We start from the raw sequence: 22,097 nt of genomic DNA on the forward strand, positions 1-22,097 counted from the left end.
ATTTAGGCTCAAAAAATAATACTATTATTCTTTTATCAATATTATTCTTAAAATACAATCTAACATTTCATTAAATATTCTTTCTAAAAAATATTATATATATTGATTGATAATATTTTCAAACAATTCCTGTTTACCACTTTGCAAAGAAAGTTCTCCGTTTTCCTGAGCAATTTTATACAAAGCCTGTAAATCCAGTTTTCCTTCTTCGAAAGCTTTTCCGTTTCCTGAATCAAAAGAACTGTATCTTTCTGTTCTTAATTTTTCATAAGGAGAAGAAGTGATAATTTTATCAGCAGTCAATAAGGCTCTGGCAAAAGTATCTGCTCCGCCAATGTGTGCTAAGAAAACATCCTCCATATCTGTAGAGTTTCTTCTGATTTTTGCATCAAAATTAATTCCACCGCCTTGTAAACCACCTGCTTTTAAGAAAACCAACATAGCTTCAGTAGTTTCCTGAATGTTGTTCGGGAATTGATCTGTATCCCATCCGTTTTGGTAATCTCCTCTGTTAGCATCTAAACTTCCTAACATTCCAGCTTTGGCAGCCACTTCAATTTCGTGTTGAAAAGTGTGTTGTGCCAAGGTCGCATGATTTACTTCGATATTCATTTTGAAATCTTTCTCTAAACCATATTGACGTAAAAATCCAATAGCCGTAGCACAATCAAAATCATATTGGTGTTTTGATGGCTCCATAGGTTTTGGCTCAATGAAGAAATTTCCTTTGAATCCTTGTGCTCTTGCATAATCTCTAGCCTGGATTAAAAATTGTCCCATGTGATCCAATTCTCTTCCCATATCAGTGTTTAGCAAAGTCATATAACCTTCACGTCCTCCCCAAAATACATAGTTTTCACCTCCCAATGCAATGGTAGCATCCAAAGCCAATTTTACTTGTCCTCCGGCTCTTGCCAATACGTTAAAATCCGGATTAGTTGCTGCACCATTCATATAACGCGGGTTAGAAAAACAGTTTGCTGTTCCCCAAAGTAATTTTACTCCGGAAGCTGCTTGTTTTTCTTTCAAATAATCAGTTATGGTAGCTAATCTGCTTTCTGATTCTGCAAAAGTTGCACCTTCTCTAACCAGGTCATAATCATGGAAACAGTAATGGCCAAAACCCATTTTAGTAATGAATTCGAAGGCTGCATCTGCTTTTTCTTTTGCTGCTTCAATTGCATCTGCAGGCTGGTCCCATGCAAAATTTTGTGTTCCCGGTCCGAATGGATCACTTCCCTGTCCGCAGAAGGTATGCCAGTAAGCAATTGCAAATTTAAAATGCTCACGCATTGTTTTTCCGGCTACAACCTGATCTGGATTGTAATATTTAAAAGCCAAAGGATTATCAGATTCTTTCCCTTCAAATTTAATTTGTCCGATACCTTTATAGTACTCTTTATTTCCTAAAACTATCATTTCTCTACTATTTATTTGTTAATATTAATTCTAATTCTTGTTTCCATTTTTGATACGCTTTCTCGTATGGCGCTGCATTTTTTAACGGTAAAAAGGTCATTACGTGATCATTGGTTGTAATGCCTGAACCAAATTTTTCAAAGTCACCATCAGTTAAGCCTACTGCCCTTGCTGCACCTACTGCTCCGGTTGTGTTGTATATTTCTATTTCATGCCCAATCAATGTTGCAACTGTATTTGAAAAAATTTCTGAACGAAATAAATTATCATTCCCGGCCCTGATAACATTAATTTTGGCATTATCATCTTTTAAACATTCCATTCCATACACAAACGAAAAAGCGATTCCTTCTAGTGAAGCTCTGAATAAATGCGCATTATTGTGAATATTTAAATTCAGGTTTAAAAAATGAGTTCCGATGTTTTTATTATTAAACATACGTTCCGCTCCGTTTCCAAAAGGAATAACCACTACTCCATCAGAACCAACTTCAATCTCTGAAGCTTTTTGATTCATTGATTCATAAGTTTCATTTCCCATATTATTTTTCAACCAGCGATATTGAATTCCTGCTCCGTTGATATTTAATAGTTTACCAATTCTTGGCGTTTTCTCTTCGTAATTAACGTGTACAAAATTGTTTACCCTGGTGCTTTTTCCTGAGGATATTTCGCTCACGGCATAAAAAACACCTGAAGTTCCGCCTGTTGCAGCCACTTCCCCTGCATTTAATACATTTAATGCCAGCGCATTATTTGGCTGATCTCCAGCTCTGTAAACAACCGGAACACCAACCGGAAGCCCGGATTCTTTGGAAGCTTTTTCGCTTAAAACTCCTTGATTTGTAAAATTCTCTACAATATTCGGAGTCAATGACTGATCGATTCCGTAATAATCCAATAACCAGTTAGCTACTTTGTTCTCTTTGTAATCCCAAAGCATCCCTTCAGATAAACCATTTTTTGTCGTGGTGATATCTCCGGTAAGTTTATAGGCAATGTAATCGCCTGGCAGCATATATTTATAAACCTGATTGTATATTTCAGGCTCATTTTCTTTTACCCATTTTAATTTTGAAGCCGTAAAATTACCCGGTGAATTCAATAAATGTTCCGAGCATTTTTCCTGTCCGATTTCAGCATAAGCTTTATTCCCAATTTCTACTGCCCTGCTGTCGCACCAGATAATTGCGTTACGCAATGAATTACCGTTTTTATCCACAATAACCAATCCGTGCATTTGATAGGAAATACCAATTCCCTGAATTTTTGAAGCCTCAATATTAGCTTCCTTAATTGCTCTTTTTGTTGCTGTACAAATGTATTGCCACCACATTTCAGGATCCTGCTCTGCCCAATCCGGCTGTAATGACAAGATTTCCATTTCGTTTTGCGGCTCATTCAAAACAATTACTTTTTTTCCTGTTGCTGCTTCAACCAAGGCAACCTTGACAGAAGAGCTTCCAATATCATATCCTATATAATACATAATTTATAATGATTCTCTTAATATTAAATTTGTTGGCACATAACACTGCATAACTTCATCGTGTGTTATAAATGCTGCTGCTTTTGTTCCTAATTCGTTAAAATCAGTTGATACAACTGAAATTCCTTTGTATATAAATTTTTTCATTGGTGTTTCGTTATAAGACAAAAAACCAACATCTTCTCCGGGCTCTAAATTTTTCTCCTTACATTGTTCCAAAAAACTACCCAAAACCCTGTCACTCACACTTATATAAGCAATCCCTTTTTCTATATTAAACTTATTTGGGTCTGTAATAATTTCAGATTTAAAATTAAAATCTAAACAAAATTTCTTAAAAAACTCCAATGTTTCTTTAGGATGATGTGTGTAATCCGGATAAATAAATTGTATCTTTTTATACTTTTTAAACAAATCAGCCACAACTTTTAAAGACTCATAAAATGCTTTTCCGAAATCCTGAAAAACATAATTATTCTTTTTTTCTGTATGGATATTCCAGTCAATCAACAGCAGTTTATCATTAGGAATTACCGATAAAGCTGGTGTTATATCTTTGTGGTCAAAATTCATTACCACATACTTATAATATTTCCCGACACTATTATTAATTATTGTTTTAAAAACATCCATATTATAGTGATGAAATTGTACATCAGTAATAACATTATCCGGTAAATTATTCACAAAAGAATGGTATAAAACCTCTTTATATGCCTTAAAAGTATCCAGTACCAAAAGCACCTTTCTGGTTTCACCCGAAACATAGTAGCCTTTATTTGGAACAGAATCAATCGCCTTCTGATCTTTTAAAATTGAATAGGCCTTAAAAACGGTATCTCTTGACAGCTGATTTGTTTTGCAAATACTATTCACAGACGGAAGTAATTCTCCCTTCTGTAAAATGTTCTCGGCAATAGCATTTGTTATCCCATTTACCAATTGCTGGTATTTTGGAATATCACTTTCATGATTAATAACAAAGACAAATTTCTCCTGATTTTCATTAATCATACTGTTCTGTTCTGGTCTGCTAAAGTAATAGCTTCCATTTAATAAAAAAAATTATTTTCAATAAAAATTGTATTTTTTTATAACATTCTCAACTAAAAACTAAAAATGATTACTCGACGCATACATTGCCAAATAACTACCTACAAATCCTCCTGCCACCTTTGTACTCAATATAATTCCATCAACATCTTTAGCCAATAATATCCATTCTTCTTTTTGACTTGTTTTATAATAAAAGTCATAATACCTTGCTTTTCCTTCTATTTTCAGAAAAAGTTCTTCTGTATTATCTGCAAGTTCTTTTTTAGCAACAATTTCAGATTTTCCTTTATTGATTGTATTCGCTGTTCTTTCTAAAAAAACTTCTTGTTTATGATTCGCATTCAGGCGTTTTCCTATTAATAAATAATGTTTTTCATTTTGAAATGCAACCAAACCGGCAGTCTGCAAAGTATCTGTTGGTGTATATTCTAATTTTGTTGAAACTTCAAATTTTAAATGCTGCTGTCTTCTTCCGATAAAAGAAAAATTAGTTTCTGTATGAATAGATTCTTTTCTTGGTTTGATAAAAAGGGTACCATTAATCAGCTCATACCATTTTTCAGAAGGTGTTCTTATAAAATTCCATTTTAAATCAAGTTTATTGGTATTAAAATCATCATGAGAAATAAAATTCCCACTCATTGGTTTAATTTTCTCTTTTGAAATTGGTAAATCAGGTCGTTTATTTATCATTGGAATTGCTTGATTTCCTCCTACGATTTCCGGCCAGTCGTTTTTCCATTCTACCGGCATCAGGAAAGTTTCTCTTCCCGTATTGTACAAATCCATTCCGTAAGGTCTGCATCCCAGAAATACTGCCCACCAATCTCCATTTGGTAATTCTACAAAGTCAGCATGCCCTGTTGTCGAAACTTCATTTTTACGATTTGAATCTAAATGTAACTGAGTCATTATTGGATTATGATCATAACTTTCATAAGGACCATATATGTTTTTGCTTCTAAAAACAACTTCAGAATGATTAAAACCTGTTCCGCCCTGTGCACAAATCATATAATAATAATCCTTTTTTTTAATGACGTGCGGACCTTCAATCCAAACCGGCTTTTTAGACATATCTGTTCCTCCATTGATAACCAATTTTGGTTCAGTTATAATTTTTTGAGTTTCGGGATTATATTCCAGCATATAAATTGCCCTGTGACCGTCATGAAGAGAAATGTTATTTGGCGGAGGCCCGTTATGCGTGACATAAACTTTCCCGTCTTCATCAAAAAAAATGTCAGGATCAATACCGTTTACACCTGGAAGTACAATTGGGTTTGACCATGGTCCGGCAGGTTTTTTTGCTGTAACAATAAAATTTCCGACACCGCTAACATTAGTACAAATCACATAAAAAGTTCCTTTATGATATCGAATCGTCGGGGCATACATACCTCCTGACAAACGGGATGTTCCGAAATCAGCTTGTTCACGACGGTCTATAATATTTCCAATCTGTTTCCAATTTACAAGATCAGTACTTTCAAAAATCGGCAATCCGGGAAAATAACAAAACGAAGAATTAACCATGTAAAATTTATTTTCGACCCTGCATATTGTCGGATCAGGGTAAAATCCGGCTAATATTGGATTTAAATATTCACCGTCTGATTTAGATATATTCGCATAAGCATCGTCCTTTCCCTTATAATCAAACCAATCAAAAGCTGCATAATTGGAATGCACAACCGATTGTGATTTTTGAGAAATTTTTTTACAGGAGTAAACAGAAACCAATAAAAAGGCTCCAATTATAATTTTTAGATTTATTGTTTCTAATTTAAACATCCTTTATCATTGTTATTCTATGAAATAATCAGGTTAAAACTTAAAATTAAATCCTCGTTGTGCCAGTTTTTCATAATTTTCAATATTGAATTTATAAAATTTAGCTGCCCGATGTGAAACATCTTCTTCCTTCTCATCAACATCCAAAACCAATCCCATTTGAAAAATTTTTCTGCGGAAATTTGATTTATTCATTTCAACACCTAAAATTTCTTCATAAAGATGCATAGCTTGTAAAAGGGTAAATTTTTCCGGTAACAGATTAAATCCTATCCCACTTTGACAAATACGTTTTTTTAATTCTTTAAGACTATATTCTAATATGCTATGATGTTTATAATTTAATCTTAAAGTCTCATCAATTTTAAACCATCTAGCTCCCAATGCCTTTAAATCATTCGACAAAACGGAATTTTCTTTTTTTACTAAAGCATAATATCCTATACTGATATCTTCTTTTAATGAATATTGTGAAGGATAGCTAAAAGCTTTTAATTGTTCCATAAAAAAATTATCTGTTCCGATATATTTTTTTAGAATTTTATTAGAAGTACTCTCTATAGTTTCTCCTTCTGAAATCCAATCGCTTGCCAATCCCCAGTTTTCATTTTCTTTTTGATCCTTTTCATTAACCAACAAAACTTTTAGTCCTTCGTCATCAAAATTAAATATTACACAATCAATACTAATTCCGATTGTGTTATATTGTCTGGTAATGCCTGCTTTTCTATTATCGTTTTTTTTCATAGAAAATAAATTTAAACGTACATCTACTTTTTCCCAATAAATAGAAATAGTATTTAGCTATTCATTCTTTCCATAAGGATCTACCGTATTTATCGAACCATCTGCATTATATGTAATCTCAGTTACTTTTATTGATCTTAAATGGGTAATCCCTTTTGAAAGACTTGAATCATGATAAAATAAATACCACTTTCCTCCTACTTCACAAATCGAATGATGTGAAGTCCAGCCAATTACAGGATTCAAAATTCTTCCCTGATAAGTAAATGGTCCATAAGGATTATCACCAATTGCATAACAAATAAAATGCGTATCACCTGTAGAATAGGAGAAATAGTATTTACCGTTATATTTATGCATCCACGGACCCTCAAAAAAACGCTGTTCATTATTACCCGCCAATAAAACTTCGCCATTTTTGTCCAGGATTTTAATTTCTCTTGGGGATTCCTCAAATTGCTTCATATCATCGGTCAATAAGGCAACTATTGGTCCTAATGCAGGTTCATTTTTATGTGGTTCTTCGTTTTCTTCAGAAAATTTATTGTTTCTGTATTTCTGAAGCTGACCTCCCCAAATACCCCCAAAATAAAGGTAAAATTTCCCGTCTTCGTCTTCAAAAACTGCAGGGTCAATTGTATAGCTTCCTTTAATTGCTTGTGGTTCAGGAATAAATGGTCCCGTTGGTGAATCGCTTACAGCAACTCCAATCTGAAAAATTCCGTCAGCACGTTTTGCCGGAAAATACAAATAGTATTTACCATTTTTACAAGCAGCATCAGGTGCCCACATTTGTTTTTCTGCCCACGGAACATCTTTCACATGCAAAGCAACACCATTATCTATTACTTCCGATTCTATGTTTTCCATTGAAAAAACATGGTAATCTTCCATACCAAAATGATCTCCGTTATCGTTAAACGGAATCCCGGCATCAACGTCATGAGATGGATAAATATAGATTTTTCCGTTGAATACATGTGCCGAAGGATCAGCAGTATACATATGTTTAACTAAAGGTTGCGATATGGCTATTTTATTAATTGTTTCAAAATTAATCTGTTCTGTACTATCTTCAGGCATAGTTGTATTTTTGTTTTAATGATAATAATTTATGTTCTTCTTTCTTTTAAATCCGCCTCAATCCGGACTTCCATTTTCTTGTCAATTTCATAGAAAAACAATAATCCTACTCCAATTAAAAAAGGTATTGCAGGAAAAATGCTTACCAGTAATTTGATACCGTTAATGGCAATATCAGTTTGTTCAGCAGCATTTGGAACGTAGTCAAAATGCCCTAAAAATGATGTTGTTAATGCACCGCCAATACTCAATCCTGCTTTTAGTCCCACCATCATTGCCGAAAAGATAATAGCCGTTGCACGACGGTTATTTTTCCACTCCGAATAATCAGCTACATCTGCAATCATCGCCCAAAGAAGGGGAATTGTGATGCCGTAGAAAAAACCGTGAAAAATTTGAGAAAAAAACATCAAACCAACTGAGGTTGGAGAAAAGAAATAAAAGGCTATAATGAATAAGGTAGAAATAAATAAAAACAGTCCAAATACATTCCTTTTACCATATTTATCTGCGAATTTTTTTGATAATGTAATTCCAATTATCATAAAAATAATACCACCGGCATTAAACAATCCAAATCCGGCAGAAATTGGGTCATTCCCAAAAGTATTCAATCCTATTGTTGACAGAAAATCTAAAATTGGCTGAATAAAAGCGGCCAATTCTTGTTTGTTTACATAATTCTCAAAATAATATACATAAGAACCGCCTTTCATAGCCAGAGTTATAAATACTAACAATGTAAGAGACAGTATAATTAACCATGGTTTATTTTTTACTAAATCACTTAAATCTTCCTTCACACTGGATTTCTGTTCCGGTTTTGGTACAATTCGCTCTTTCGTTGTTAAAAAGGTAATAAGAAGCATAATTGTTCCAATAACCGCTAAGACAGTCATGACCTTCTCTATGCCTATTGCCTTATCACCGTTTCCGGCACTTTTAATGATACCGAGCATAAAAACCTGTACAAAAAACTGGGCAAACATTACAGCAACAAATCTATAAGAGGACATGCTGTTTCTCTCAGACATATCTCCTGTTATGACTCCGCTTAATGCCGAATAGGGCAAATTATTTGATGCATAAAATAATAGCAGAAATGAATAGGTTATCACGGCATAAATTACTTTTCCCTGATAGGAGAAATTTGGTGTAGTAAAGGCTAAAAGAGCAATAACTCCCAATGGAACTGCTGTCCATAATATCCAGGGACGGAATTTGCCCCATTTTGTATATGTCCTGTCTGCAAGTGCCCCAATAATAGGATTAAAAATAAAAGCAGCAATCAGGCCTACAACCAGCATTATTATTGAAGAATGTTGGGGAGATAATCCATATATATCAGTATAAAAATACGCCAGATACGTCATTAATGTCTGGAAGACTAAATTTGCAGCTAAATCGCCTAAGCTATATCCAATTTTTTCTTTTATGGATAATTTTTGAGAAGTTAAATTCATTAGTTTTTTGTGGTTAGTTAGGTGATTAGTAAAGGGGCAAAAATATTTTCTAATTTATATTGTGTTTATCTATTGTATGTTAATTATCACTAAGTACTAATTTTGATGTTAAAATCTTAAGAATATCAATTAAACAATCGGTTGTGTAAAATTAAAAAAAAATCTATACTAACCAAACTTAGTTAAGCTTATTACTGTTTTATTTTAAAAATTTAATATTCAGGATAATTAATGGTATAATTAAAGTTATTATTTTTTTAAATCGATCAAAGCATTATATGCTTTTTTAGGTTTAAGCTGTGTATCAAATAATAACGGATAATTAGTTCTTCCTTTTATTGGCCAGTCATTCAACCAGGATTGACCATCATAAACACCCCAAAAAGTTACACGACTGATTTTATCTTTATGTTTCAAAAACAATTTAAAAATATCCGAATAACGTTGTGCTAATTTTTCCTGAACAGAATCAGGCAGACTTTCAGGATAAGGATTCATCTTGGCACTTCCCTCAAAATTTTGATTTACGTCTGCCCCTTTTAAATCCCAGGGATTTGGTAATACCGTAATATCCAATTCTGTAAAAGCGACTTTAACACCAATTGCAGAATAAGCCAAAATACTTTTTTCGATTTCTTCCAATGAAGGGCTTTCCAGTCTCCAATGTGCCTGAATACCAACACCATCAACTTTTCCTCCGGCAGCTTTAATTTTTTTGATTAAATTGATCGTACCTTCTCTTTTTGCAGGCTCTTCATTATTGTAATCATTATAATATAAATCTGTTTTAGGATCGGCTGCTGCAGCTAATTTAAAAGCATCAATAAGATATTGCTCTCCCAATGTATTCAAAAAAACTGATTTTCTTAACGTTCCATCCTCGTTTAAAGCTTCATTGACAACATCCCAGGAATCAATTCTCCCTTTATATTTAGAAACGATTGTCGTGATATGATCCTTCATAAAGGCTTTCATCTCTGTACTGTCTTTAATTTGAGTCATCCACGGTGCTAATTGGCTATGCCAGATTAAAGTATGACCGTGAATATACATTTTGTTTTTTTTGCCATAAGCAACAAATTTATCTGTCAATGCAAAGTCATATTTATCCTTTTGAGGATGTATAAACATCGATTTCATTATATTTTCTGCAGTAATCGCATTAAATTCTTTACAAATTAACGAATTAACTTTTGCATCTTTTTGTTCAATTTGATTAGCACTTAAAGCAGTACCTATATAAAAATCTTTTTTATATACGTCTTTCAAAGAGCTGATTTTTTTTTGTGCAGTACAATTTACAAACAACAATGCGGTGATTGCCAGCAAACAGGGTTTGATTAATTTCATTATTTTATTTTTGGTTAATAGTTAAGTTATTTACACTATTCTTTATCTAATTAATTTCCGGGTGCAAAAGGGAATTTTAATGATTTAAAATAGTCTAAAGATTGTGTTGGTTTCTCTACTCCTGCCGGTAATTCTTTACCCGAATATTGTTGAAAATATAATAAACATGCATCTCGCCACCATTTTGCTTCTTTATATTGAATTTCTAATAACATCTGAACTTCTTTGAAACGTTCTACATCAACATACTTTTCGGTTTTATTCCAGACATTCTGCATGTCTTTTACCTGATTTACACCTTCCTGATATTTTAAAGCCAAACCATTCCACAAAGTTTGGCCATTTTTTAATTTATAATCCCAGGAAACATGATGAAACCATAACAATTCATTTTCCGGACACGTTTCTAAATTATCAAAAAAATTCTCTACTTCCGGAGCATATTGCGCTGTGGCATTTGTACCTGTTTTAGAACGGTCAAAACCAATTCCGTTTTTATCTGCTTTATGATAGTATACGGGATTCCATTCCGGTCTTGACAAATTAGAAATCCATGGTCCTGGGCCATAATGATGACCTGTATCCATAATATGATGCAAACCAAGAGGTGTCATATAATTGACAACTGCTTCACGAGATTCAATCATCATTTCTTTAACCGGTTTAATGAAATTTTCATCATTCGAAAAAGTACATCTAAGCCATTCATCAGCAATAATTTCCGAGTCTAAATACGGATTCCAGGCCAGTCTTCCAAAGCCATACCAATTTGCCTGCGCAAAAGGATGTCCGGTCCAGTTTAAATCATTTCCTATATTTGAAACGCCTGCAATTCCGGTTAATTTATGGTAATCCAGTGTACCATCAATAACTTTAGCAACCGTAGAGCCTTTTCCTTTTCGATAGGTATCAGATTCTAAAACTTCCTGAAATAATTTTGGCAGGTAAACCAAATGTGTACTAAAACCCAAATATTCCTGCGTTATTTGATACTCCATCATCAAAGGCGTTTTTGGCATCGCGCCAAACATCGGATGAAAAGGTTCACGAGGTTGAAAATCAATCGCACCATTCTTTACCTGAACAATTACATTTTCTTTAAATTTTCCATCATAAGGAACAAATTCGGCATAAGCTTGTTTTGCTCTGTCATTGGCATCATGTTCAGAATAGACAAAAGCTCTCCACATAATTACACCGCCAAATGGTGCAACGGCATCGGCCAGCATATTGGCTCCGTCAACATGATCTCTTCCATAATTCTGAGGTCCGGGTTGTCCTTCTGAATTTGCTTTTACCAGAAATCCTCCAAAGTCAGGAATTCTTTTATAAATTTCTTTGGCCTTATTTTTCCACCAATTGACTACTTCAGCATCTTTTGGATCAGCCGTTTTTAAACCTCCAATTTCGATTGGTGCCGAAAAACGAGCCGTTAAATAAACTTTTATTCCGTAAGGTCTGAAAACATTGGCTAAGGCTTCTACTTTTTCTAAATATTGAGGTGTTAAGATTAAGGCATTCGCATTTACATTCGTCAAAACTGTTCCGTTAATTCCAATTGACGCATTTGCTCTGGCATAATCAATATAACGCTGATCGATAAAATCAGGCAGTTTTTGCCAATTCCATAAAGAGAAACCGGCGTAACCACGTTCAACGGTACGATCTAAATTATCCCAGTGATTTAAAATTCGGATATTTGTTTTTGGAGCGTCAACTATATTTAGATTCTGTATAGATTTATTGGTCTGAAGCAATCTCAAAAAACTATAAACACCATATAAAACCCCAAAATCTTTTTTTCCTGTAATAACAATATGTTTTTTATTTTTTATGGAAATGGATTTGATTATAAAACCTTCATCATTTATTTTTTCAAAATCAGAACCAATTGATTTTTGAATTTCAGAACTTAGTGCCGATTTTGAACCTATAATAATTTTATTTTCTCCTTCTAATTTTGTTGCCGTTTGAATTTTATTCCCGAACATATCATTCAAAGCAACCTGCAATTCATTTGAAGCAATTTTTGAAGTTGCTGTATCTTCTAATAATACTATTCCTTTAATATTTGACAGATAACCTGAAATTTCTGAATCGGTTTTCTTTTCATATTGAAGCCATAATTTATAATCTTTTTGTGCTGAGACATTCTTGGTCATCACACAAAACAATGCTATCAATATTAAAAGTGTCCTTTTTCTTAAATTCATTTTAGTTCAGTTTTTATATCTTACAAAAGCATTTGATAAATTTAACAACAAAAAAATACATTATTGAAAATATTTACATAATTGCAATCGGTTGCGTAAAAATATAATATTGTTTATTATGAAAAAAATTTTGGGTGGCTTTTTTTGAAATAATAATGAAAAATCTTTTTTCAAATATAAATATTAAAAAAATAATGCTTTTGGATTGTTTTAAAACAATTCAAAAGCAAATTAATAATACCGGAAGTTAAATCCATTAACTCTAAAAATGTATCGTAATAAACTACTGCTAAGATTAGGATATTTTGTTTTTACAAACTATATATTACCCTCAGCCCAATTCAATGCTTTATTAAAATCCAGTTTTTTAAATCCACGAAACTCACCCGGAACAACGTAACTAAATCCGTTAGTAAATGAAATTATTTCATCTGAATCCGAAACAATCGCAGCTCTGTTCCATTTTCCTAAATGTTTAAGTCCTACCAAAATATCCTGCAGCCACGCACCTGATGTAAAATTTCCTATGTCGGTATCTAATACCAGTAAAAAATTAATTTCATTAATCCTTTTCACTAATTTATCTATTGATGGAACTACAACAGCCTGAAAATCATCTTTGGTTACTTCTGCCAGTGCTCTAAAAGCAACTACATTATCTGCGGTATCAATCAAGTGTATCATGGTTATATGTTTTTATAATTACTCTCAAATTTAGAATACCAATAATTAATTACTTTATATGATCTCAGTAAAGTTTTATAAAATATCTATCCAGGCGGTTTGTAATTTTCAACATAAGTTTTAGAAATTTTAAATTAAGTTGTTGATTGTTTTATTAATATGACCCTTTATACATCACTGATCCTTTATAAATGCGTACGCTGTCTACTTCAACAGGTTGATTATTTAAAAACAATTCCAATTTTCTGTTGTCTTTGCTTATTTTCACCTCAAACTCCTGCTTATCCTCTGGTTTGAAGTTTTTGAATTTTTCGAATATCACTTTCTCATTCAAAAAGATATTGCCCCGAAAGCGCTCATAAAAACCAGTTTCCCAGTCCATCTCTAATATTTGTGGCAAAGCCCGATTGTCATAGCTGGTAGCTGGTAGTGAAGGCATAAAAATAATATCTTTTTCTCCATTATAATTGGTAAAACAGTACCTAAACAAACGCAAATTAGGGTTTTCATTTTGCATTACTACCCTAAAGGTATAACGCTTGCGGTACATATCCCACAAGGCGCAGGAAGCATTGGGCATAAAATCACGTGCTTTTACTTCTTCACGGTTCATAGACCAGTCCCTAAAGAGTTTTTCCTCCAGCTCCTTATCCTCCTTAATTATTTCTGCCTGATAACGTCCCAATTCAATCCTGAAAACTCCATATTCTTTCCAGACCACCACCATGCCTTGTGGCGCAAAACCAAATATTAAACCCGAAAACTTTTCATGGGTATCATCATTATATTGATATGTTGTATCTACTGCTTTTTTCATCTCTTCTACAGAAAAATCTGTTTTAAGATGGTAAAATTTATCTTCGTAACCCGCATAATAAATCACATCAGCACCTATAGGCGTACCGTGCTGTGATGTCCAGCTTTTTCCAGAATCTCCCCAACGACCCGAAGACCCTCCAAAAGGCAAAGTAGCAGGAATGCCTTCAAGCGTAATAATATCTCCGCGAACAAATTCTACACAATATACATTTTCATTTCCTTTAACGGATAGTTGTGGTTGACAGGCAGTACTCTGCCATTCGTATTTAGTTTTTATTAGGTGATGTACATTAAAACCTATTTTTATTAATAAGGCTGCCAGTATTAATAAAATTACAATTTTAGAAAATTTATTCATGATGGATTTCTTAGTACTCTTAATAATTCTAGGTTTAAATGAGTTGTTGATTGTTTTATTAATAAGATCCTTTATACATAACCGATCCTTTATAAATTCGTACGCTGTCTACTTCAATAGGTTCATTGTTTAAAAATAATTCCAGTTTTTTGTTGTCTTTGCTGATTTTTACCTCAAACTCCTGTTTGTCCTCCGGTTTGAAGTTTTTAAATTTTTCGAAAATTATTTTTTCATTCAAAAAAATATTGCCACGAAAACGTTCATGTCCGCTTGTTTCCCAGTCCATTTCAAATATTTGTGGTAAAGCCCGATTGTCATAACTGGTTGCAGGCAAAGGCGGCATAAAAATAATATTTTGTTCTCCATTATAATTGGTAAAACAATATTGGAACAAACGCAAATTGGGGTTTTCATTTTGCATCACAACCCTGAAGGTATAGCGTTTGCGGTACATGTCCCATTGGGCACAGGAAGCATTGGGCATAAAATCCCGAGCCTTTACCTCTTCGCGGTTCATAGACCAGTCCCTAAAGAGTTTTTTCTCCAGCTCCTTATCATCAGTAATCACTTCTGCCTGATAACGCCCCAGTTCAATCCTGATAACACCATACTCTTTCCAGACGACCACCATACCTTGTGGCGCAAAACCAAAAATTAAGCCTGAAAATTTTTCATAGTTATCATCATAGTACTGATAAGTAGTATCAACGGCTTTTTTCATCTCTTCTACAGGAAAATCTGTTTTAAGATGGTAAAATTTATCTTCGTAACCCGCATAATAAATCACATCGGCACCTATAGGAGTACCATGCTGTGATGTCCAGCTTTTTCCAGAATCTCCCCAACGACCGAAGACCAAAAGGCAAAGTAGCAGGAATGTCTTCGAGCGTAATAATATCACCGCGAACAAATTCTACCCTATATATATTTTCATTGCCATTTATTTTTTCTATTGATGGCTGGCAGGTATAACTATCCCATTCATATTTGTTTTTCATTTGGCAACTGGCATTTAAACTTACTATTACTAAAACTACTATTTTATAAAACTTATCCATGATGTATTTCTCTTTTACGTTTTTCTATAGGCAATACTCCTTTGAATCTTGGACCTAAACCAAACTGGTCTGCCTTCACCGACCAGTGCAGATACTCATGGCGCAGTCTTTTTAAATCTTCAGGATTTATATAATCAAGATAACTTATTTTTGCTGACTCTGCAATATATTGCTGTAGGTCTTTTTTTTCTGTGATGGAATCATTTCGATGTGCCATAACTGCCCTGCTGTAAAGGGTTAACTGCTCAAAAATACTGGCAATAAACGGATCGGAAATATTGGTTTTTTGTTTTTCAAGAGTTTCATCATATTTTACATCAAACTGTTTCGAGACCATAATCATTTTATTCAGAGGTACTTTATCATACGTATTTTGTAAAGTGCGGGTACCCACAAGATAGGTTTTACTTTCTTCATATTTAAATTCAAAAGTCAGTTCATCTGGTGCATACCATCCTTCTTCTACTACTATTTTTTTAAAAGCGTCCGCCTTTTTAGTATACGGATTGGTCTCGCGATCCTCATTGTAGGTTTCGGTATATATTTCCCCATAAACAGCAGAGCGTTCCTTTTCATTTTGCAGATACGAACCGCCAATATCGGAGTGTACGCCAGGAAGGGTCAATTCGAGTCCGTGTAGACCAGCACTTCGAATATCCGTTAAATCGAAATTTTCACGGTATTCATCGGCTGCCGAAAGCTGAAAGACAATTGCCGCTTTATTTATTGCATCAAGACCTAACTCTTTCACATCATTACCATGATATAGTCCATGCGATGAAACCGTATCGTATAGACCCACAAAATTGAACGCTATTTTTTTTACCTCATACATGCCATTGGCAATCAGGCATTGTCCAAAATAGCCATGATTTATCATTATTTGTTTTGGATATGGGGGTTTTGAACTGTCCTCGTTTTTGGGATGGGTCAGAGGTTTGTTTATCCCCGGAAGATAAAAAGACCCATTGGATAAAATAACCGCTGTATACAATTCATTTGTAATATGCAAAAAATGCCTTGCCGTTGCCGCGCCACGGCTAAACCCATATACATTGATCGTCAGCAAATCAACAGGTTTTCCTTTTGATGCTTTCTTAACTTCTAATGCTGCTTTTTCACAACCTCTATTTACTTTGTCTTTTAAGCCCGAATGCCAAAATCCGGCACTTTGTGCAATACCAATCGGTATAGTATCATCTGAATCCAAATCGTTAGTGCCTACTCCTTCGACATACACTGATTTTTGTTTAGGATCATCTACAGAAACCGCATCGTAAGCCCTTGCAACATTGGTAAAATCATTCTCATAACTATCGTCTTTTTTATTTGATTTTTTTTGATAGGCTGTATCATTTTTTTCTCTGGCTTCCGTATTGGTTTTGTTATTTGTTGTACCATCAAAAAATATATTCAGGGTAAGTTCCAGCCTGTTTGACATTGTATCATCAGGATGTAAAGGTTCATAATCTTTATGAATAATTCCATCTTCTTCCCCATGCCAATTATTTTGTGTGGCGGCATAAATAGAATAATCACCATCAGTAGCATGCAAATCCATCATTCCTGTGGTGGTATTCTTCATTTCACCGCCAATAATTCTTGTAATACTCATAAGTTAAGCGTTTTTGGATTTTTCGCCGCTATGCGAGTTTACGTTTTTGGCACTTTTTATATTTATTGCAGCTTCTGTACTATCCAAAGTTACCAATTTTGCTGTTTCTTTTCTCTCCTTACTTTCTGACTCTCTGTTTCCTTTTATAATTTCAAAGAAACTTCCATCTACATTTTTCAAAAAATCACCGGTTACAGCTGTCATTTTCATGGCACCAATACTTTCGGTATTGTTCATGCCAATAGTATCAGATTTATTCATTCCTATATTGGTAGTCATATTTTCCCCAACGTTTATGTTTAAGTTTTTACCGGCTGTAAAAGTCATATCATTTGGCGCATTTACATTAATATTCCCTTTTCCGTCCATAAGATAGGTATTTCCGCTCGGGTCTTCGATTAAAATACTTCCTTCGGCATCGTTAAAGAGTATTTTTGTACCAGAACGCGTGTGAATAACTTTTTTATCGTTTTCTCCCGAATTATACCCTGAACTTTCACTTCCATTATATTGTGTTCCCAACACATAGGGATTCTGTGCATTTCCTCCTTCAAAACCTACCAAAACTTCTTCATCAATTTCGGGAATGAAATAAAATCCTTTGCCTGCACCCGAATGTGGCTGTATCATACGCATCCAGTCGCTTGTAGTGTTCCCGCTTGCCCAGTTGTACTGCACTTTTACACGTCCGAGTCCTTCAGGATCATTATTGTCCTTTATTTTCGCAGGCTGTGTTTCTGCTTTGGCAAATACATGTACATCAGTATAATGTGGCGCTGCAACATCAGCCGGAATTGCCTTAAAATTACAGGAATAATTTCCGTGTACCTGCGAAATATGTGAAACTTCTATCACAATCAGTTCATGCTCTACGGTTTGGTTTTGTATCGTAAAAACCTGTCCAAGTCCTAACGGAAAATAGGATATCCCGCTATAATACACACTGTTGGCATCACTGCCTGCAGTTTGCAGTTTGACCATTTCTTCTATTTCTTCGCTGTTCTGGGCATTGGTTGTATAGGCACCAATACTCAGTTCTGATTGCGTTACGGTTCCCTGATTATGACCGACAATTGATGAGAAACTGTCTTTACTGCCTGTAGAAGTTCTAGCAGAAGCGTTACGAATATTGGCAGCACCATTATAATCATAACCGCCTAGGGAAATTTTATGCGCAGACATATTGGCCTGTATTTTAAAACCATGTAACGAAGCTCCGTTGACCAGTTTTATAGTACTGGTTTTGGTCTGTCCGAACTGCATTCTCATCCCGTCAAAATAAAACCATTGTCCATAACGTTTCCCTAATCTTTTTAAAAATTCAAAACTGGTTTCATTATACTGGGCCATGCATTTGAATTCCTGAAGATATGTCGATTTTATAGAATCCCTTTGGTAAAACTCTCCCGGTCCTTCGGCTAAAATGCTTAGTACGATATCATCCATTCCACGCTCCTGAAAAGTCCTTGATTTTTTCATATCATCCAGAACAATACTATGACTTATCCCTTTTACATGCAAACCTACTGCACTGCCATGCAAGTCTACAGAGGAAAGTTCCGTTATAATACCCTTACTCATCAGTTTAATTCCGGTAAGACTCTTGAAGGTAAAGACAACCTCGTCACCCAGATAGGTTCTCAATGCTTTTGCCTGGTCTGCCGGATTAATTATTGCCTTGCCTGTATATTGCCAAACAAAGGAAAAATGATGATGATCTGCCATCTTTTGTGATAGTTCCAAATCATAATAAACAACGTTTTGGGTAAAACTTCCTATTGTTATATGAACTTGTTCAGAGAAATGTGCCATAAATTAATTTGTGTAAATCATTAGTAAGAATTTATTGTAAAAATAGAATTTAAAATCACTTTTACCAATCTTCTGCCAATAATTTTGTCTATATTTTACTACAGGTAGAAAGCCTTGTTTTCTTTCATGAAAAACTAAAAGTTTATAAATGCACCAATAAAAAAATGCCTCAATAATTGAGGCATTTTTTGTGAATTAATCGCTTAAAATTAAGCTTTAGCTTTTCTTTTTACCGTACAGCCAATTTCTTTAGTTTGTGTAATGGCTGGTTTTTGATTGCTTTTTAAAGCTGCAATAACATCTTCGGCATATTTTATTTTTTCAGTTTTCGTGCCTTCGGGATCATTATCGATGGCACCAACATATTCTACAACATTTCCTTTTGACGTTTTGGAAACGATAAAAATATGAGGTGTACGTTTTGCACCATATTGATCTGTAACTTTTTGTCCGGCATCAAATAAATAAGGGAAAGGGTATTTTTTCTCTTTGGCTAAATCCTGCATTTTATTAAAAGCATCAGCTGAAGAAGCTTCAGGATCATTTGGATTAATGGCAATTACAGGATATCCCTGGGGTTTGAATTTTTTATCCAAATCAATAATTCTTTGTTCGTAAGCTACTGCGTAAGGACACGTATTGCAGGTAAAAACAACAATATAACCTTTCGCATTGGGGAAACTTGCAAAAGAAAGTTCTTTGTTATCTACATTTTTAAGTTTGAAATCAGGAGCTGCATCCCCGGCTTTAAGAGTTGCAGTTTGTGCCTGTGAAAGAAAGGCAGAAAGTGCCAGCATTACTAATAAGATTATTTTTTTCATCGTTTACAGTTTTTTATATTCGGTTAATAATTGTTCGTAGGTAAATTCGCTTTCGACAAACTTTCGCTTATCATTTTTAATAAAAATTGTAGCCGGAATGCTTCCTGACCACGAAGGATCAATTCTGTCAATATATTCCTGAGGACTGCTTTCGTTAAGCAGAAAAACTTCACTCTTCAAATTTTTTCTTTTCACAAATGGAGTCACGCCTGAATTCAATTTTGATTTAAAATCAACACTTACTAATAAAACAGCCAATTTCTCTGATCTGTGTTCTGTCCTGAGTTTTTCGAAGTGAGGTAACTCTTTAATACACGGAGCACACCAGGTTGCCCAAAAGTTGACCACATAAGTGCTGTCTTTTCCATTCTTTATTCTTTCATTAAGCTGATCAATATTAAGCAATTTAACCTGCTGACTATAAGCGGAAACCGAAAAAGCGAAGAATAGAAAAATACAAATTGTAAAAGCTCTTAGTTGTATCATAAATCAATAACATGATATAATTGTTCTATATACAAATATAAACTAATGTAATTATAGGTAAATAGTATTAATTGTTAATTATTGTTAAGAACACCTTATTTTACATTAAACAACAGTCCTTTAACTATTTGATAATATTCATATTACATTGAATTTATATTTATTTCTTTAATTTGAATAAAAATAAATAGTTATGAAATTCTTTAGTCTAAAATTTATAGTTTCATTTAAAGAGTGGCTTTTTCTAAGAGCGATGCATTCTACTTTTCTTCATTAATTTACTTTACAAAATAGGAAAGCACATTTGAATGAATAAATTAGAGAGGTCATTTTTAAACAAAGACCAATTTGGAAAGGATTTTCTTTGGGGAGTTTCTACGGCCGCTTTTCAAATTGAAGGCGCACACGAAGCCGACGGAAAAGGTCTTTCAATATGGGATGTTTTTACCAAACAAAAAGGAAAGATAAAAAATGGTCATCATGCCGATAATGCTTGTGATTTTTATAATTTCTATAAAAATGATATTCAATTAGCACGCGAGCTAAACATTCCTAATTTTCGGTTTTCTATTAGTTGGTCACGTATTATGCCTTCGGGAATTCACCCGATAAATCAGGCAGGGATTGACTATTACAATAAGGTTATTGATTTTTTGCTTGAATGCGAAATCGAACCCTGGGTTACACTTTACCATTGGGATTTGCCACATTCATTAGAATTAAAAGGAGGCTGGACAAACAGAGAATGTATTTTCTGGTTTTCGGAATATACGGAAGTATGCGCACATCATTTTGGTGATCGGGTAAAAAACTGGATGGTTATAAATGAACCATCTGTTTTTACAGGTGCAGGGTATTTTCTTGGTATTCATGCTCCAGGAAAAAAAGGAATTACAAATTACCTTAAAGCCATGCATCATGTAACATTAGCTACAACTGCCGGTGCAAAAATATTACGCCATAATGTACAAAATGCTAATATTGGTACAACATTTTCATGTACACACATAGAGCCTGAAACTCAAAAACAAAAAGATATTGAAGCTACGAAACGTGTTGACACCTTGCTGAACAGAACTTTTATAGAACCTTTATTGGGTCTTGGCTATCCGCAGGATGATCTTCCTGTATTAAAAAAACTAAATAATTATATTCTGGCCGATGATAAAAATAATATGGCTTTTGATTTCGATTTTATAGGCCTTCAGTCCTATACAAGAGAAATTGTAAAATCTTCGTTATTTACTCCTTATATCGGAGCCGAATTGGTAAGTGCCGAAAAAAGAAATGTAATTTCAACCACAATGGGATGGGAAATCTATCCTCCTGCCCTTTATTATATTCTGCAAAAATTTAATGCCTATAAAGGAATAAAGAAAATTATAATAACTGAAAACGGTGCCGCTTTTCCTGATACGGTTTCCAATGGAAAAGTATATGATATTAAGAGAACTCATTATATACAAGATAATTTGGAGCAATTATTTAAAGCAAAACAGGAAGGCTGTAAAGTCGATGGTTATTTTGTCTGGAGCCTCACTGATAATTTCGAATGGGCTGAAGGTTACAATGCCAGATTTGGATTAATTCATGTTGATTTTGATACTCAAAAGAGAACTATTAAACAATCCGGTTTATGGTTCAGGGATTTTTTAGAAAAAAAATAAAAACAAATTATATAATTTATTGCGAGAATTATATAAAATCAAAAAAAGAAATCCGCTGTAATTTTAGAGCCTTATTAAATTAACCCGTTGGGTGTAATTATTTTCAACACACTTCGACTCCGCTCAGTGCAGGCTAGAAACATAGATTTTGTAACTTAAAAAA

General features: G+C 33.9%; 17 protein-coding genes. 1 reads left to right on the forward strand and 16 read right to left on the reverse strand.

All coding sequences use genetic code 11. From position 1 onward, the window contains the following. Positions 1-93: 93 nt before the first annotated feature. The 16 genes from xylA to PMI10_RS07420 all read right to left on the reverse strand — a co-directional run bounded on the left by xylA (position 94) and on the right by PMI10_RS07420 (position 20,267). The gene (xylA, locus tag PMI10_RS07345) at positions 94-1,419 is read right to left on the reverse strand and encodes a xylose isomerase (RefSeq protein ID WP_007806216.1); all 1,326 of its coding nucleotides are present in this window, start codon (positions 1,417-1,419) and stop codon (positions 94-96) included. A gap of 7 nt (positions 1,420-1,426) precedes the next feature. Continuing rightward, the gene (locus PMI10_RS07350) at positions 1,427-2,908 is read right to left on the reverse strand and encodes a xylulokinase (protein ID WP_007806217.1); all 1,482 of its coding nucleotides are present in this window, start codon (positions 2,906-2,908) and stop codon (positions 1,427-1,429) included. 3 nt (positions 2,909-2,911) lie between these two features. Next, complete coding sequence (locus PMI10_RS07355; protein ID WP_007806218.1) at positions 2,912-3,922, reverse strand: GntR family transcriptional regulator; 1,011 nt, start codon at positions 3,920-3,922, stop codon at positions 2,912-2,914. A 99-nt stretch (positions 3,923-4,021) separates the two neighbouring features. Then, positions 4,022-5,758, reverse strand: a complete 1,737-nt coding sequence (locus tag PMI10_RS07360) for a glycoside hydrolase family 43 protein (RefSeq protein WP_007806219.1) — start codon at positions 5,756-5,758, stop codon at positions 4,022-4,024. Positions 5,759-5,791: 33 nt separating this feature from the next. After that, positions 5,792-6,505 carry an NUDIX hydrolase gene (locus PMI10_RS07365; RefSeq protein WP_007806220.1) on the reverse strand — a complete coding sequence of 238 codons (714 nt, stop codon included), beginning with the start codon at positions 6,503-6,505 and terminating at the stop codon, positions 5,792-5,794. A gap of 57 nt (positions 6,506-6,562) precedes the next feature. Beyond that, a complete protein-coding gene (locus tag PMI10_RS07370; protein ID WP_007806221.1) occupies positions 6,563-7,588 on the reverse strand; it encodes a glycoside hydrolase family 43 protein in 1,026 nt (341 codons plus the stop codon). Positions 7,589-7,617: 29 nt separating this feature from the next. Beyond that, complete coding sequence (locus PMI10_RS07375) at positions 7,618-9,051, reverse strand: MFS transporter (RefSeq protein WP_007806223.1); 1,434 nt, start codon at positions 9,049-9,051, stop codon at positions 7,618-7,620. 249 nt (positions 9,052-9,300) lie between these two features. Beyond that, positions 9,301-10,401, reverse strand: a complete 1,101-nt coding sequence (locus PMI10_RS07380) for an endo-1,4-beta-xylanase (RefSeq protein ID WP_007806224.1) — start codon at positions 10,399-10,401, stop codon at positions 9,301-9,303. Between the two features lie 50 nt (positions 10,402-10,451). Next, the gene (locus PMI10_RS07385) at positions 10,452-12,614 is read right to left on the reverse strand and encodes an alpha-glucuronidase family glycosyl hydrolase (RefSeq protein ID WP_007806227.1); all 2,163 of its coding nucleotides are present in this window, start codon (positions 12,612-12,614) and stop codon (positions 10,452-10,454) included. 318 nt (positions 12,615-12,932) lie between these two features. Then, positions 12,933-13,298, reverse strand: a complete 366-nt coding sequence (locus PMI10_RS07390) for a SpoIIAA family protein (protein ID WP_007806228.1) — start codon at positions 13,296-13,298, stop codon at positions 12,933-12,935. A 154-nt stretch (positions 13,299-13,452) separates the two neighbouring features. Continuing rightward, positions 13,453-14,475 carry a DUF2931 family protein gene (locus PMI10_RS07395; RefSeq protein WP_007806231.1) on the reverse strand — a complete coding sequence of 341 codons (1,023 nt, stop codon included), beginning with the start codon at positions 14,473-14,475 and terminating at the stop codon, positions 13,453-13,455. Between the two features lie 58 nt (positions 14,476-14,533). Further along, positions 14,534-15,376 carry a DUF2931 family protein gene (locus PMI10_RS07400; RefSeq protein ID WP_238539456.1) on the reverse strand — a complete coding sequence of 281 codons (843 nt, stop codon included), beginning with the start codon at positions 15,374-15,376 and terminating at the stop codon, positions 14,534-14,536. Between the two features lie 149 nt (positions 15,377-15,525). Next, entirely contained in the window at positions 15,526-17,148 is a 1,623-nt protein-coding gene (locus PMI10_RS07405; RefSeq protein WP_007806235.1) for a phospholipase effector Tle1 domain-containing protein, read from the reverse strand. Positions 17,149-17,151: 3 nt separating this feature from the next. Further along, complete coding sequence (locus PMI10_RS07410; RefSeq protein ID WP_007806238.1) at positions 17,152-18,960, reverse strand: type VI secretion system Vgr family protein; 1,809 nt, start codon at positions 18,958-18,960, stop codon at positions 17,152-17,154. Between the two features lie 209 nt (positions 18,961-19,169). Beyond that, positions 19,170-19,781, reverse strand: coding sequence for a thioredoxin family protein (locus PMI10_RS07415; RefSeq protein WP_007806240.1), 612 nt, complete (start codon positions 19,779-19,781; stop codon positions 19,170-19,172). 3 nt (positions 19,782-19,784) lie between these two features. Further along, complete coding sequence (locus tag PMI10_RS07420) at positions 19,785-20,267, reverse strand: TlpA family protein disulfide reductase (protein WP_007806242.1); 483 nt, start codon at positions 20,265-20,267, stop codon at positions 19,785-19,787. A 308-nt stretch (positions 20,268-20,575) separates the two neighbouring features. On the opposite strand from PMI10_RS07420, the gene PMI10_RS07425 reads away from it, so the two are divergent. Continuing rightward, positions 20,576-21,934 (forward strand): GH1 family beta-glucosidase, encoded by a 1,359-nt coding sequence (locus PMI10_RS07425; protein ID WP_007806244.1) that lies wholly within the window; start codon positions 20,576-20,578, stop codon positions 21,932-21,934. Positions 21,935-22,097: the final 163 nt, after the last annotated feature.

This window comes from Flavobacterium sp. CF136 (genome assembly GCF_000282055.1).
Taxonomy (GTDB): Bacteria; Bacteroidota; Bacteroidia; order Flavobacteriales; family Flavobacteriaceae; genus Flavobacterium.